At 40.7% G+C, this 14,395-nt stretch carries 17 protein-coding genes and 2 other annotated features; of the genes, 14 read left to right on the top strand and 3 right to left on the bottom strand.

Annotated elements, in window-relative coordinates; genetic code table 11:
- Positions 1 to 162: 162 nt before the first annotated feature.
- The 10 genes from LCD34_RS04080 (at position 163) to LCD34_RS04035 (ending at position 10,273) form a co-directional block, all read left to right on the top strand.
- Positions 163 to 1,185 carry a glyceraldehyde-3-phosphate dehydrogenase gene (locus tag LCD34_RS04080; RefSeq protein ID WP_008346043.1) on the top strand — a complete coding sequence of 341 codons (1,023 nt, stop codon included), beginning with the start codon at positions 163 to 165 and terminating at the stop codon, positions 1,183 to 1,185.
- 235 nt (positions 1,186 to 1,420) lie between these two features.
- A complete protein-coding gene (speD, locus tag LCD34_RS04075) occupies positions 1,421 to 1,801 on the top strand; it encodes an adenosylmethionine decarboxylase (protein WP_003216492.1) in 381 nt (126 codons plus the stop codon).
- A 185-nt stretch (positions 1,802 to 1,986) separates the two neighbouring features.
- Positions 1,987 to 2,373, top strand: coding sequence for a hypothetical protein (locus tag LCD34_RS04070; RefSeq protein WP_017358264.1), 387 nt, complete (start codon positions 1,987 to 1,989; stop codon positions 2,371 to 2,373).
- A gap of 4 nt (positions 2,374 to 2,377) precedes the next feature.
- Entirely contained in the window at positions 2,378 to 2,836 is a 459-nt protein-coding gene (gene nrdR, locus LCD34_RS04065) for a transcriptional regulator NrdR (RefSeq protein WP_003216720.1), read from the top strand.
- 99 nt (positions 2,837 to 2,935) lie between these two features.
- Entirely contained in the window at positions 2,936 to 4,357 is a 1,422-nt protein-coding gene (locus LCD34_RS04060; RefSeq protein ID WP_017367826.1) for a replication initiation and membrane attachment family protein, read from the top strand.
- A 17-nt stretch (positions 4,358 to 4,374) separates the two neighbouring features.
- Positions 4,375 to 5,304, top strand: a complete 930-nt coding sequence (gene dnaI, locus LCD34_RS04055) for a primosomal protein DnaI (protein WP_008346034.1) — start codon at positions 4,375 to 4,377, stop codon at positions 5,302 to 5,304.
- 32 nt (positions 5,305 to 5,336) lie between these two features.
- Positions 5,337 to 5,975 carry a TVP38/TMEM64 family protein gene (locus LCD34_RS04050; RefSeq protein WP_017358261.1) on the top strand — a complete coding sequence of 213 codons (639 nt, stop codon included), beginning with the start codon at positions 5,337 to 5,339 and terminating at the stop codon, positions 5,973 to 5,975.
- Positions 5,976 to 6,035: 60 nt separating this feature from the next.
- Complete coding sequence (gene ytxC, locus LCD34_RS04045; RefSeq protein ID WP_008346029.1) at positions 6,036 to 6,905, top strand: putative sporulation protein YtxC; 870 nt, start codon at positions 6,036 to 6,038, stop codon at positions 6,903 to 6,905.
- A 43-nt stretch (positions 6,906 to 6,948) separates the two neighbouring features.
- Positions 6,949 to 7,196: a binding site (T-box leader), on the top strand.
- Between the two features lie 45 nt (positions 7,197 to 7,241).
- Positions 7,242 to 9,182 (top strand): threonine--tRNA ligase, encoded by a 1,941-nt coding sequence (gene thrS / locus LCD34_RS04040; protein WP_007501674.1) that lies wholly within the window; start codon positions 7,242 to 7,244, stop codon positions 9,180 to 9,182.
- 170 nt (positions 9,183 to 9,352) lie between these two features.
- Positions 9,353 to 10,273 carry a methyl-accepting chemotaxis protein gene (locus tag LCD34_RS04035; protein WP_224558564.1) on the top strand — a complete coding sequence of 307 codons (921 nt, stop codon included), beginning with the start codon at positions 9,353 to 9,355 and terminating at the stop codon, positions 10,271 to 10,273.
- Positions 10,274 to 10,327: 54 nt separating this feature from the next.
- On the opposite strand, the gene LCD34_RS04030 is transcribed toward LCD34_RS04035, so the two are convergent.
- Both LCD34_RS04030 and LCD34_RS04025 read right to left on the bottom strand, forming a co-directional pair.
- Positions 10,328 to 11,107: an HAD family hydrolase gene (locus tag LCD34_RS04030; protein ID WP_217816499.1), complete on the bottom strand. Its 780-nt coding sequence runs from the start codon at positions 11,105 to 11,107 to the stop codon at positions 10,328 to 10,330.
- Between the two features lie 136 nt (positions 11,108 to 11,243).
- On the bottom strand, positions 11,244 to 11,819 hold the full coding sequence (locus LCD34_RS04025; RefSeq protein WP_217816500.1) for a DUF4352 domain-containing protein: 576 nt from the start codon (positions 11,817 to 11,819) through the stop codon (positions 11,244 to 11,246).
- 337 nt (positions 11,820 to 12,156) lie between these two features.
- Positions 12,157 to 12,288 (top strand) — a sequence feature (ribosomal protein L20 leader region).
- Positions 12,289 to 12,359: 71 nt separating this feature from the next.
- Between LCD34_RS04025 and infC the strand changes: the two genes are divergently transcribed.
- The 4 genes from infC to LCD34_RS04005 all read left to right on the top strand — a co-directional run bounded on the left by infC (position 12,360) and on the right by LCD34_RS04005 (position 13,822).
- The gene (gene infC / locus LCD34_RS04020; RefSeq protein WP_024718649.1) at positions 12,360 to 12,875 is read left to right on the top strand and encodes a translation initiation factor IF-3; all 516 of its coding nucleotides are present in this window, start codon (positions 12,360 to 12,362) and stop codon (positions 12,873 to 12,875) included.
- Between the two features lie 25 nt (positions 12,876 to 12,900).
- The gene (rpmI, locus tag LCD34_RS04015) at positions 12,901 to 13,101 is read left to right on the top strand and encodes a 50S ribosomal protein L35 (protein WP_003216324.1); all 201 of its coding nucleotides are present in this window, start codon (positions 12,901 to 12,903) and stop codon (positions 13,099 to 13,101) included.
- 31 nt (positions 13,102 to 13,132) lie between these two features.
- Entirely contained in the window at positions 13,133 to 13,492 is a 360-nt protein-coding gene (gene rplT / locus LCD34_RS04010; protein WP_007501659.1) for a 50S ribosomal protein L20, read from the top strand.
- A gap of 63 nt (positions 13,493 to 13,555) precedes the next feature.
- Positions 13,556 to 13,822: a DUF1294 domain-containing protein gene (locus LCD34_RS04005; protein WP_008346019.1), complete on the top strand. Its 267-nt coding sequence runs from the start codon at positions 13,556 to 13,558 to the stop codon at positions 13,820 to 13,822.
- 17 nt (positions 13,823 to 13,839) lie between these two features.
- Here LCD34_RS04005 and LCD34_RS04000 read toward each other — a convergent pair whose 3' ends face one another.
- Positions 13,840 to 14,244 (bottom strand): hypothetical protein, encoded by a 405-nt coding sequence (locus LCD34_RS04000; protein ID WP_008346017.1) that lies wholly within the window; start codon positions 14,242 to 14,244, stop codon positions 13,840 to 13,842.
- Between the last annotated feature and the right edge of the window lie 151 nt (positions 14,245 to 14,395).

The raw sequence follows: 14,395 nt of genomic DNA, 5'->3' as shown, positions 1-14,395 counted from the left end.
AGTACTCTTCTTTTTTTATGCTTTTTTCGTCAATTTCATTGCAAAGAACAGCCCTTTTTTGAAAATATACGTTTATATACTGGCAATTACATTCTAATGTGATATACTAATTTCATAAATAAATTTATTGAGTATAACACATAATAGAGGAGTGACCTGTTCATGAAGGTAAAAGCAGCGATCAATGGGTTTGGCAGAATTGGACGCATGGTCTTCAGAAAAGCAATGCTTGATGATCAAATTCAAATTGTAGCGGTGAACGCAAGCTATCCTGCCGAAACGCTAGCACATTTAATTAAATATGACACAAATCATGGACGTTACGAATGCGATGTGACAGCAGAAGATGACGCGTTGATTGTCAATGGCAAAAGAGTGCTTTTGCTCAATAATAGAGACCCAAAGCAGCTTCCATGGGGAGAGCTTGGGATTGATATCGTGATCGAAGCAACAGGGAAATTTAATTCAAAAGATCAAGCGATGGGCCATATAGATGCTGGAGCGAAAAAGGTCGTACTTACAGCTCCAGGTAAAAATGAAGACGTTACAATTGTGATGGGTGTCAATGAGGATGATCTTGATCCTGAAAAGCACGTAGTTATTTCAAACGCATCTTGTACAACAAACTGCTTAGCACCAGTTGTCAAGCTGTTAGATGATGAATTTGGCATCGACAACGGCTTAATGACAACGGTTCATGCTTATACAAATGATCAAAAAAATATCGACAACCCCCACAAGGATTTGCGCCGGGCAAGAGCATGTGCCCAGTCCATCATTCCAACGACGACGGGTGCCGCTAAAGCGCTTTCTTTAGTGCTGCCGCACATGAAAGGGAAATTACATGGACTTGCACTTCGCGTACCGGTTTCAAATGTGTCGATGGTTGATCTTGTGGTCGACTTGAAAAAAGATGTCACAGCAGAAGAGGTAAATGCTGCCTTTGCAACGGCTTCAAAAACATCTCTTGCTGGCATATTAGATTACACCGATGAACCACTTGTCTCCACAGACTTTAACACAAACCCTTATTCTGCTGTCGTTGATGGACTTACAACGATGGTGATGGAAGGCAGAAAAGTAAAAGTTCTTGCATGGTATGACAATGAATGGGGCTATTCTTGCAGAGTGGTTGATCTTGTAAAGTTTGTTGGTTCACAGATGAAAGAGCTTTCAGCTGTTTGAAATGAAGAAGACTGAACGTCCCTTTTCAAGAAATGAGAGAAAATCCCACTAAAAACACAGCTTGCAAAATGGGTCTAAACAAAGTATACTATTTTTCGTGAACTTCTTGTTCGCAGACTCATTCGGGTATACTTAAAGGGTTAGGACCTCTTTGGACTAACTTTCCCCCGTGGTATATGTCCGGTCCGGCTGCTTAGAACTTCACTCTTTCATTCTTGTTTAAGGGGGGTCCATGATGGAAACAATCGGACGTCACGTTATCTCCGAGTTATGGGGATGCGACTGTGATAAACTGAACGACATGGATTTTATTGAAAAAACGTTTGTAAATGCAGCTTTGAAATCAGGAGCTGAAGTAAGAGAGGTTGCTTTTCACAAATTTGCACCTCAAGGAGTAAGTGGAGTTGTCATTATTTCTGAATCTCATCTGACAATTCACAGCTTTCCTGAACATGGTTATGCGAGCATAGATGTTTATACTTGCGGCGATCTAGATCCGAATATTGCAGCAGATCATATCGGAGATGAACTAGGTGCTGAAACAAGAGAAAACATCGAAATTCCTCGAGGCATGGGACCTGTACAAGTGAAACAGGCGCAAGCCAAAGCACTGTAAACATAAAAAAGATTGCAATGGGAGCTGGCCAAAAGCATTAAATGCCTTTGTGTTATGCTCCTTTTTATATTTGTTCCATACACGGGCATCCAGCATGATCCAACCTGTCTATACTTTTGTTCTAGGAAAACAAAGGTTTTTTTTATAAAATAAAGAAGAGGGTTTATGACAAAGGGGATACGTGTATGACTTTAGGACAAAAGCTCAAACGATTCATTTCAAATCATACAGAAACATCTGACCATCATCCAGTGTCAGAGCTGAAAAGCCATTACTACAAATCGACACAAACTCAAGTTTTCCAAGCGGTAGAAGCCGTTCTTTCAAGAAACGATTCCTATCAAGTGACATCTGTTTCAGCAGAACGAGGTGAAATCAGCGCAAACATACGAACGCCGAAAAAAGCTTTTCTCGTGGCGACTGTCATTTCAATTCGTCCTTTTGAAACAGCTGTCGATTTTAATGTGACAACAGAAACAGCGCTGCCAACGGACTTTGGCTACAGTCAAAAGGCTGTTTTGTCCCTCTATAAAGAACTAGACAAACAACTTCCAAGAAGAGATCGGAGCTGATGAAATGAAATGTCCCACATGTCAGCACCTTGGCACAAGGGTGCTTGATTCAAGACCAGTAGATGAAGGGAAGTCCATCCGTCGCAGAAGAGAGTGTGAAAGCTGTCAATATCGCTTCACGACGTTTGAAAAATTAGAAGAATTGCCATTGATTGTGGTGAAAAAAGAAGGAATTCGAGAAGAATTCAGCCGGGAAAAGATGCTGAGAGGCCTCATCAAAGCGTGTGAAAAACGTCCTGTCGCTTTAAAACAGCTCGAGGATGTCTGCTTTAACATCGAGAAGGAATTGCGTAACCAAGGCATGTCAGAGGTGAAAAGCGAGCTTGTAGGGGAAATGGTGATGGACGAGCTGGCGAAAATTGATGAAGTGTCTTACGTCAGGTTTGCGTCGGTATACCGTCAATTTAAAGATATCAATGTATTTATTGATGAATTAAAAGATTTATTAAAGAAAGAACGCTAAAAAAGAGCTGAAGATTCTTCATGCTCTTTTTCCTGCGTAAAGCGTAAAACGCAAAAAGAGTGTACAATGAAGACAACCGTATTAAGGGAGGATCAGCATATGACAGAGCATTGGAAGGAAGTGCTAGCCGTCGATCCGTATGTCGTCAAAAGCGCTTCATTGCTCGGTGACATCGATAGACAGCTTATTACTCTTTTATATCAGCCGCTTATTGGCATGTCCGCTTTCAGTTTATACATGACGCTGTGGGGAGAGCTGGAACAAAATCGAATGTGGGGGAAACCCGCACCTCACCGTCAGCTGATGGTGATGCTGCAAACGAATTTAAATGATATTTTTGAGGAGCGCTTAAAGCTTGAAGCGATCGGATTACTCCGCACATATGAACAGGAAACGGAAGAAGGCAGACTGTTTACATATGAGCTCGTGCCGCCGCTGAGACCGGATGAATTTTTCCAAGACGGTATGCTGAATGTCCTTTTGTATCATCGGGTAGAGAAAGCAAAATATATGCAGCTTCGTGATTATTTTTCTTATCCAGGAGTTCCTGCTGATGCAAAGAACATCTCCCGATCGTTTGAAGAAGTGTTTCACGTCTTGCAGCCAGGAGAGCGCAAGATGACAGAGGAAATCAATCAGGCGTCATCGCTTGACGAGGGCTACGAATATGTGACAGTTGGCTCAAGTCAGCCTGCACCGCTTTCAGATGAATCTTTTGATTTTGATCTATTGTTAGCAGGCATGTCGGATATGATGATTCCGAGAAAGGCTTTGACAAAGCAAGTGAAAGAGACAATTAAGAAGTTAGCGGTCGTCTATGGCATCACCCCACTGCAAATGCAAAATATTGTCGCAGGTGCCTGTGGTTCAGATCAGATGATATCAACTGAGGATCTGCGAAAAGCAGCGAGAGACTGGTATCAAATTGAATACAGAGGTGAACAGCCGAAGCTGATTGATCAAAAACAGCCAAGACATTTACGTCACAATGTCACGCAGAATTCAGGTGCAGATGCGCCTGATGCGAAATTGATTGAAAAGCTTGATCATATTTCGCCTAGAGAGCTTCTAAAAGATATGGCAGATGGCATTGAGCCGACGTATGCAGACTTAAGAATTGTTGAAGATATTATGCTTGAGCAGCAGCTAGAGCCTGGGGTCATGAATGTCTTGATCTACTATACACTGCTAAAAACGGATATGAAGCTGTCCAAAACATATATGCAGAAAATTGCCGCCCACTGGGTGCGAAAGAAAATTAAAACCGTGGCAGCTGCTATGAAAATTGCCAAAGAAGAGAATAGGCAAATGACAGAATGGGCGCAGCAAAAAAATAAGCGTCAATCATATGGATCAGGAAAAGTGATCCGCGAGGAGAAGCTGCCTGACTGGATGAAAGAAGCTGAAACGAAAGAACAGCCAAAAGAACAGACAGATAACTTGTCTACAGAGGACCTCGAACGAGAAAAAGAAAAATTGTTAGATCAGTTTAATAATATGAAAAAGTACAATGCACATTAATGTGAGGTGAGATGGAGATGAAACCGATCGGTCGTTCATTTGATCAGCTAAAAGGGCGGGTAGATTTTCGCGTGAGATACAATCAGATTAAAGAAAGTGTCCTAGCTGATGAAGATGTAAAAGCTTTTTTAAAGGAGCATCAAGAGGACATCCAAGAAGACATGATCAATCGCAGTTTGAACAGACTCTTTGAATATGTACAACAATCAAAGGGCTGTTCTTACTGCTTAGAGGAAGAGAATGTAAATGTCATTTTAGACGGGTATCACCCGAAGCTTGTGATCAAAGGTCAGAGCATTGATATTGAATATTCCCCTTGTCCTGTCAAACTGCGACTTGATAGACAGAAAAAACAGCAAGAACTTATGAAAAGTATGTATATTCCGCAGAATGTTCTTCAAGCGACGTTTGCTGATTTAAATGTGGTTGGAAGACAAGAAGTCATTCAAAAAGTAGGTCAATTCCTGCAAAGTTATGATGAAACAGGTAAGGGCAAAGGCCTCTATTTACATGGAAAGTTTGGGGTCGGAAAAACATTTATTCTGGCAGCGATTGCGCAGCAGCTAGCGGTAAAAGAGTATCCATCTCTCCTTGTATACGTGCCTGAATTTGTGAGAGAGTTAAAAAATTCGTTAGCTGATCATACACTCGAAGAAAAGCTGAATATGGTCAAATCTACACCAATTTTAATGCTTGATGATATCGGAGCAGAGTCGATGACAAGCTGGGTACGAGATGAGCTTTTAGGAACAATCTTGCAATACCGCATGGCAGAGCAGTTGCCGACTTTTTTCTCTTCTAATTTCTCACCGAATGAGTTAAAGCATCACTTTACGTACTCACAGCGCGGGGAAAAAGAAGAGGTGAAGGCAGCTCGATTAATGGAACGTATTCTCTACCTAGCTGAACCAGTTCTGCTTGAAGGGGAAAATCGCCGTCATTTATAAAAAGATAGGTCACGTGAAGGGGAGCGGATGCAATGAATAAAAGAAAATGGCTGCTTTTCCTCGTGATTGGGGTTGTAGCTGCTGTGCTATGGTGGCTCAACAAACAGCATCTTCAACTGTCGCCGAAAGATGTGAAGAATTGGATTCTTCAATTTGGGATGCTGGCTCCCTTTGTCTTTCTTTTCTTATCACTTTTTCGTCCATTTGTGCTTGTCCCTCTCACCGTCTTTTCGCTAGCAGCAGGTTTGGCATTCGGCAGTGTCCTTGGGACCATTTATGCCTTAGCTGGTGCGACAGCAGGTGCAACAGGATCTTTCCTGCTTGCCTCAACCTTCCGTTCAAACAAGCAGGAAACCGAATCAAGCAATCGGAAGCTAAAAGCGGTGACGTCCCGTATTCAAGAGCATGGATTTCTTTATATCCTCTTATTACGCATTGCACCCATTCACTTTGATTTTGTCAGTTATGCCGCAGCAGCTTCACGTGCGAATTATCGTGCATTTGCTGCAGCGACTTTTTTAGGGTTAATACCTGGTACTGTGGCGTTAAATGTCCTTGGATCAAGCTTTGTGAGCGGAAATTATGCCGCCTTAGCGATTGTTTGTTTGATTTATTTGATCTTTATCTCAGTGCCACTGATTTTAAAAAGAAAGATGCCTGATTTATTTTAGGCGTCTATTTTTTATGTTCCCCCCATATATATGTAACAGATGTCGTTAGGGGGGACAAACATGCTTGAAATAATCTTTGAAGATGAATATGATACCGCCGCTTTTTTACATCTTGCTGAACACTTGGACAGTCGGCATCACATTTCGATTCAACAAGGGAAAGATCGGCTTCTCATAGAAGCAAAAAAATCAGGAGAAGCCATTGAGCACATTGTGCGGACATTACTGATTCACTTTTTTTTGGAATGCAAAGAAAATGAACGCATGCGCAGCATCCTTGAAAACACATACTTATTTAAAGATCCAGAAGAGCAGCACCAAATTCTTTCAATCGCACATAGCATCATGAAAGGGGATCTAGATGATATCCCTGGAATTCATCAAGACCCGCCGAGGGAGGATCTGTTAAAAAAAGAGCTTGAGACGATTTCTTTACAGAAAGGTGTTTTTTCCATTGGTTCATTTATGACATTTAGGCTCTCAGCGTATGACAGAAGGCTGAAGAACTATGTTGAAGTATCCATCGAAGAATATAAAATGGAACAAGAATATCAAAACTTTATTCAATCCCTTCGAGACTATGTGATGTCAAGAGAACCTAAGCTTGAAAAAGTACATGTTGTACATCAGGACCGCCTGATGATTTGGGAATTTCGGTACGCTTCTGAGCGTGATCAAAAACAATACATAGACAGACAGTTTGTAAGAGAGCATCCAATGTATATTGATTCGCAGTTGATTGCACCGCTTGTATCCATTGCGCCACAAAAGATTGACCTATTTACAGATGATACGGGTCACTCGATGGTGCAAACCATTCAAAATATTTTTCAAGAAAGAGTTGAGGTATTCCCTCCTCATTCGTTTCAGGAACAGCATGTTCAATTTGTTCCTAGTCATTTGGAAAAGAAAAGTGAAAAGCTTTCTTGATTTTCACGAAAAAACGTTTTATAATACGGTGTAACTTCATACAGAGACCGTATTGATAAGGACATGAACAAATGAACACCCGCTTAAAGAGAGGGAAGCCGTGGCTGAAAGCTTCCTAGCAGAGGACCATTTGCTTTACCACCTTTGAACATCAGCTGTGAACTGTTTAGTAATAGCTGACGGGAATTCCCGTTATTGAACCACAAGCCGTATTTGCTTTTGACAAAGCAAGCTGCAAATACGGGAAAAAGGGTGGAACCACGATTCCGTTTATTCAACCTCGTCCCTTTCCAGGGGGCGGGGTTTTTATATTGCCAAAAAAAGGAGTGACTAGAGATGTCAGAACAAATTCAACTTACATTTCCAGATGGAGCAGTCAAGGAGTTTGACAAAACAGCTACAACAGAAGACATCGCGGCATCAATTAGCCCAGGCCTAAAGAAAAAAGCGCTTGCCGGTAAATTGAACGGCAAAGAAATAGATCTGCGTACGCCGCTGTTAGAAAGTGGAACAATCGAGATCATCACAGATAAGAGTGAAGAAGCGCTCGATATTATGCGCCACAGCACAGCGCATTTGCTTGCACAGGCAATCAAACGCATTTATGGAAAAGAGCATCACGTCCAGTTTGGCGTAGGCCCTGTCATCGAAAATGGCTTTTACTATGATGTCGATATCGATGTAGCGATTACACCTGAAGATTTACCAAAGATTGAAAAAGAAATGAAAAAAATCATTAACAGCAATTTGCCGATTGAGCGCATTGAAGTTTCAAGAGAAGAAGCGAAAGCACGCTTTGAAGCAATTGGCGATGAATTGAAGCTAGAGCTGTTAGAAGCAATCCCAGAAGGCGAAGCCGTCACAATTTATGAGCAAGGTGAATTCTTCGATCTATGCCGTGGTATTCACTTGCCGTCTACAGGGAAAATCAAAGAATTCAAGCTGTTAAGCCTTGCAGGTGCTTACTGGAGAGGCGACAGTAACAACCAAATGCTTCAGCGTATTTACGGAACAGCTTTCTTCAGCAAAGAAGAATTAAACGAGCATTTACGTCTGCTTGAAGAAGCAAAAGAGCGTGATCACCGTAAACTAGGCAAAGAATTGAAACTGTTTGCGAACTCTCAAAAGGTGGGCCAAGGTCTTCCGCTCTGGCTGCCAAAAGGGGCAACAATTCGCCGCGTCATTGAGCGTTATATTGTTGATAAAGAAGTACGCCTTGGTTATGAGCATGTGTATACACCAGTTCTTGCGAGTGTGGAATTGTATAAAACATCAGGCCACTGGGCGCATTATCAAGAAGATATGTTCCCAGTCATGGAAATGGACAACGAAGATCTTGTTCTCCGTCCAATGAACTGTCCGCACCATATGATGATTTACAAAAACGAGCCGCATAGCTATCGCGAATTGCCAATTCGGATTGCAGAGCTTGGTACAATGCACCGCTATGAAATGTCAGGTGCTTTATCCGGCCTTCAACGTGTTCGCGGGATGACATTAAACGATGCTCATATCTTTGTTCGTCCAGATCAAATCAAAGACGAATTCATTCGTACAGTTCGCCTAATTGAAGAAGTGTATCAAGACTTTGGCTTGAATGACTACACATTCCGCTTATCTTACCGTGATCCAGAAGATACTGAGAAGTATTTCGACGATGATGCGATGTGGAATAAAGCACAGTCTATGCTGAAAGATGCAATGGACGAGCTTGGACATGACTACTATGAAGCAGAAGGCGAAGCGGCATTTTATGGTCCGAAGCTTGACGTCCAAGTAAAGACAGCTCTTGGAAAAGAAGAGACTTTGTCTACTGTACAGCTAGACTTCTTACTTCCAGAGCGTTTCGATCTCACATATATCGGAGAAGATGGAAAACACCATCGTCCAGTTGTCATTCATAGAGGAGTTGTATCCACAATGGAACGCTTCGTTGCCTTCTTAATTGAAGAATACAAAGGAGCTCTTCCAACATGGCTGGCACCTGTACAATTCCAAGTCATCCCGGTTTCACCATCTGTCCATTTAGACTATGCGAAAAAAGTGCAAGAACGTTTGCAGCTTGAAGGACTGCGTGTAGAACTAGACAGTCGTGATGAAAAAATAGGATACAAAATTAGAGAAGCGCAAATGCAAAAGATTCCGTACATGCTGGTTGTCGGTGATCAAGAAGCAGAAAATGGCGCGGTCAATGTAAGAAAATATGGGGAACAAGATTCAGAAACAATGGACCTCGAAGCTTTTGTGAAACATGCAGTCGCAGAAGCAAAAAAATAATGAAGGCGCACGAAACAGTCAGTGATCTCATCTATTGAGGTTGCTGGCTTTTTTCTTGTGGAAAAAATTCTCCACTAGTGATCCATTTGCGCAAATGATACGTTTAGATAGTACGAAAGTATGGGTAAGTATGTACTATTAGAGAGAGGCAAATTGGGGGAATGAAAGCGATGATTCAAACAACAAACACTTCATCAACACAAGTATTGGAGCAATCAGCTGTGCTTCGTGCGTTAGAGCACTCACTGGCGATGATTGAATTTGATGTCACAGGTAAGGTCCTATGGGTCAATGATATTTTTGCAAAAGCCATGAAATATTCAAAGGAAGAAATGATTGGTTTAAAGCATAGACAGTTTTGTCCTCCGCATATTGCAGAAGACGCAAGTTATCAAATGTTTTGGAAGCGTTTGAAGAATGGTCAAGTGTTTCAGGAAAAGGTGCAGCGGATCACGAAGTACGGTGACACCTTATGGCTTGAAGCGACGTATACACCAGTGCTCAATGAAGAGGGGAACGTAGTGGCTGTCGTGAAAGTGGCAACAGATATTACGGAGAGAGAAAACACAATGAAGCAGGTAGTAGAAGACCTAAAGGATATGTCTGCTAAATTAATGGAGCGAGCGGAAATCGGCATCCAGCATAGTCAAAGTGTAAATGCTTCTTTTGAACATATTGCGAATGAAACGGATCAAAACATGAGTTTGCTAGAAGGGTTAACAGAGCAGGTGGAGTCGATCAGCTCAATTGCTACAACGATTAACAGTATCGCTTCCCAAACACAGCTGCTCGCATTGAACGCGGCCATAGAAGCTGCGCATGCGGGTTCCTATGGAAATGGCTTTAGTGTCGTCGCGGCAGAAATCCGTAAGCTTGCGACAGATTCAAAGGAAGCGATTGTAAAGGTGGATCGTTATGTGAAGGCGATCCATTTAGAAGTTGAAAAGGTCAGCAACGGAACAAGCCGTGCAAAGACAAGCGTGTTTACAAACCGGGATCTTGTCAAGCAAGCAAGCGAGGAATTCATGAATGTAGGAGATGCAGCACGCGGCTTAGATCGTCAAGCACAAAGTCTAGCAGCAATTGTATAGCCGAAAACGAAAAAACACCAATCTCGATCAGGAGAAGGGTGTTTTTCCTATGGTTTATTTTAAAATATCAAACAATTCGTGTAAGTCTTTAATTTCATAATCTGGTGTCACATCTGTTTCATTTTTCTTGCCATGACGATTGATCCAAACGGTTTGGATGCCAGCGCGAGAAGCGCCGAGAATATCTGTTTTTGGATTATCTCCTACCATGATGACGTCATCTTTTGTGAGATTTAACAGCTGAAGGCAGTGCTCAAAGATGCCAGGATCAGGCTTTCCTTTCCCGTAATCTCCTGAAATCACAATTTCATTAAAGTAAGGGGCAAGTTCCGGGACACCTGCAAGTTTTTCTTTTTGCAGACTAGGATCTCCATTTGTTAAAAGGAGTAATTCATAGCTGCCCTTCAGGCGCTCTAAAACAGGATACGTTTCTTCATAGACATACGGGCGTTTTCTGCGCTCTGCTGCAAAGAAATCTGCTAAGTATTGACCAAATACTTCATCGTCAATTCCTGCCTCTTTTAAGCCGTTCGTCCAAGCATTTTTGCGATACTCTGGTGCAAGGGCGTTTAGCTTTTGAAAGCCTTCACTAATCGGCTCACTAAAATTAGACCACAGTCCTTCAAAAGGATTAATGCCAATCATAACAGTATAATCATATGTTTCATAAGAAGAGTACAGCTTTCTTGCTTCTTCACGCACAATCTGTTCAAACAATTCTGGATCAAGTCCATATTTCTTTTCCGCTTCCCTGCATGTTTCCTGAAAAGTGGTATGAATGCTTTTTTCATCCCAAAGCAAAGTATCATCTAAATCGAAAAATACGGCTTTCATGATCTTCTCCCTTGTTATGTATGTAGTTACCCTCAATTGCATGTGACAGGCTCATGTTCATTTTACAATAGAAGTTTTAGAGTTTAAATAGATTATTTAGTAATAAAAAAAGTGCACAAAAATGTGCACTCTTACATTATTTTGATAAATCAATGGTCTTATACTTACCGCCAGTCCATCCTAATCCTGATGAGACTTGAAGCGAGAATTTCTTTTCGTTTGGAACTTCAAAAGCAATTCTGCCTTTTTTAGATAATTTAGGATTTATTTGTTTTAAGAAGAAACTTGAATCGGTATCATTTACATACATATTATTTGTTGCAAGTGATTTGTATTCTGTGCCGTCTTTGCCAATTAACCTGAACATCTCAGTATCTACCATTCTGCCTTTTTTACCTGTATTTTTGACCGTTACTTCAACAATCACAAATTTGCCGTCTGTCGTTACATCGCTCATATACTGTTTTTGTAAAGATTTCGCTTCTGTTACGCTGTTTACTTGATAAGTAAAATCTTCGACTGCTACTTTATCTCCAATTTTATGCGTTTTTTCTTTATCATTTTTCTTTTCGTTACTCGTTACTGCATTTTTAGAACCAGTATTTGATGTATTATCTTTTTTGCTGCCGCCCCCAGCCATACAAGATACAAAGATAATAATCAAAATGAGAATAATGATACTAAGACACCCAATCTTAAAAAACTTTTTCAAATAAATCCCCTACTTTTCCTTAATTTATTAAATGAATTTGAATACTTCTCCAATAATAAGTCTAAAGAATTATAAAATCAATCATTTTTTTTAAAAAAATAGAAATATAATCCTTTTTTATATGGAATATGATTTATATTTTTGTTTATTTATGTATACAACTTGATTTATATCGGTGTGATAATGAAAAATTGAAGGATTTGAAGAGACTTTATTTCTTTTTAAATAAGGCTTGCCCAAATCATTTCGTCATGCTAAAATGAAAAAGTTGTTTCAAGAGTTCGGTTACTTGACGGACAAATGAAAATTGTGTAGAATAATTAACGAATTGAATAGATATCACAAGCAGAAGCACCCGCTTCTCACCTGATTGACACATGTTTGTAGTTGACAGGTTGACCGTACATTTATTTTTTCATGCAAATGTTCGCAGTGTGGGTGTTTTATATGCCCACACTTTTTGTTTGCCTGTAAAACATACAACGAAATGGTCAAAATGAATTGTGAACTCAATTCAAAATCTCATGGAGGTGGCTCACTATTAGCAAAGATCAATTAGTTAATGAAGGTATTCGTGCGCGTGAAGTTCGTTTGATCGGACAAAATGGCGATCAGCTTGGGATTAAAACCCGCCAGGAAGCTCTGGAAATTGCTACGAAAGCCAATCTTGACCTTGTGTTAGTTGCTGCAAATGCAAAACCACCTGTTTGCCGAATCATGGACTACGGTAAGTTCCGATTCGAACAACAGAAGAAGGAAAAAGAGGCACGTAAGAATCAAAAAATCATTAGCTTAAAAGAAGTTCGGTTGAGCCCGACAATCGATGAACATGATTTTAACACGAAGCTCCGTAATGCAATCAAATTCCTTGAAAAGGGAGATAAAGTGAAAGCTTCTATCCGCTTTAAAGGCCGTGCGATTACGCATAAAGAAATCGGACAGCGCGTGTTAGACCGTTTCTCTGAAGCTTGCGCTGAAGTAGCAACAGTAGAAACAAAACCTAAGATGGACGGACGCAGCATGTTCCTCATGCTTGCACCAAAAGTCGAAAAGTAAAAGTAACAGAGGGAGGAAACATCCAATGCCAAAAATGAAAACTCACCGCGGATCTGCTAAACGTTTCAAAAAAACAGGTTCTGGTAAACTTAAACGTTCTCATGCGTACACAAGTCACTTGTTCGCTAACAAATCTACAAAGCAAAAACGTAAATTGCGTAAGAGCGCAATCGTAAGTGCTGGAGATTTCAAACGTATCAAACAACAACTTGCAAACATCAAGTAATCTGGAATAGGAAACATAGGAGGGAATTACAATGCCAAGAGTAAAAGGCGGAACTGTGTCGCGTCAGCGTCGTAAAAAGGTTCTTAAATTAGCAAAAGGTTATTTCGGTTCAAAACATAGATTATATAAAGTAGCAAACCAACAGGTGATGAAATCTGGAAACTACGCTTTCCGTGACCGTCGTCAGAAAAAACGTGACTTCCGTAAACTATGGATCACTCGTATCAATGCTGCAGCTCGTATGAACGGTCTTTCTTACAGCCGTTTAATGCATGGCTTAAAGCTTTCTGGTATCGAAGTAAACCGCAAAATGCTTGCTGATCTTGCTGTGAATGACCTAAACGCATTCAACCAGCTTGCTGATGCTGCAAAAGCACAACTAGACAAGTAAGTCATATAAAAGATCATTCCGCCAAGGAGTGATCTTTTTTTCTCATCATGTGAGGTGAAATCAATGAATATCGCTCTGATCGTGCTGCTTATCTTGGTCAATGTCTATGGGTTTTGTCTCATGGGAGAGGATAAACGCCGAGCGAAAGCACACAAATGGAGAATATCAGAAGCGCACTTATGGAGTGCCGCAGTACTTTTTGGTGCTGCTGGGTCATTTCTTGGCATGCAGTATTTCCGTCATAAAACGAAGCATCCTGCCTTTCAAATGGGTATGCCTGCTTTAATTGTTGTCCAATTGGTGATATTGGTCTATCTCAATCTCATCTGAAAAGGGAGCAGACGCCGTTAAGTCGGCGTGTCTGCTCCCTTTTTTTGTTTGATTTTTTTGATGGGCTGATCCCAATCAATTTTTGTTTGAGGATACCGTTCAATGATGTTTTCCTCAAGTTTTTCAAAGTCTTCTAATGTGAATTCATTTAGCTTCTCAGGTGACTCCGTCCAAACGTAAATGGAGTGGACAAACAGAGGATGATCCTTAGAAGGAACATGCTTCTCCCCTTCAAACAAGACACCTTTATAGACGAAATTAAAATTTTTACGGGCATTTTGCTGTTCGTCCATAAAATAAAAGCCTTCTTTTAATTGTGCTTGTTTCAGCTTTCTTCTCGGGTTTGAGAAGAATTTTACCGCCATGTAGAAAATATAGACAAGCAATGCAACAAGAGCAAGTCTAATGAGGATGACAAACATGACAGGATGCACCTCCAATACCGTTATCTGATGTACTACGAATGAGAAAGACAAAAGGTTTCAACTTTTTTTAAAAAAATATTTCGATTAACGAAAAAATATTCATAAAAAGATCGTATTGAACGAAAGAGGTTTTGTATAATAAGAATGC

It is taken from the genome of Bacillus sp. RAR_M1_44 (assembly GCF_020165935.1).
GTDB classification, from domain to species: Bacteria; Bacillota; Bacilli; order Bacillales; family Bacillaceae; genus Bacillus; species Bacillus altitudinis.
Note: the sequence above shows the minus strand (reverse complement) of the source record. Positions and strands in the feature narration are given on the sequence as shown.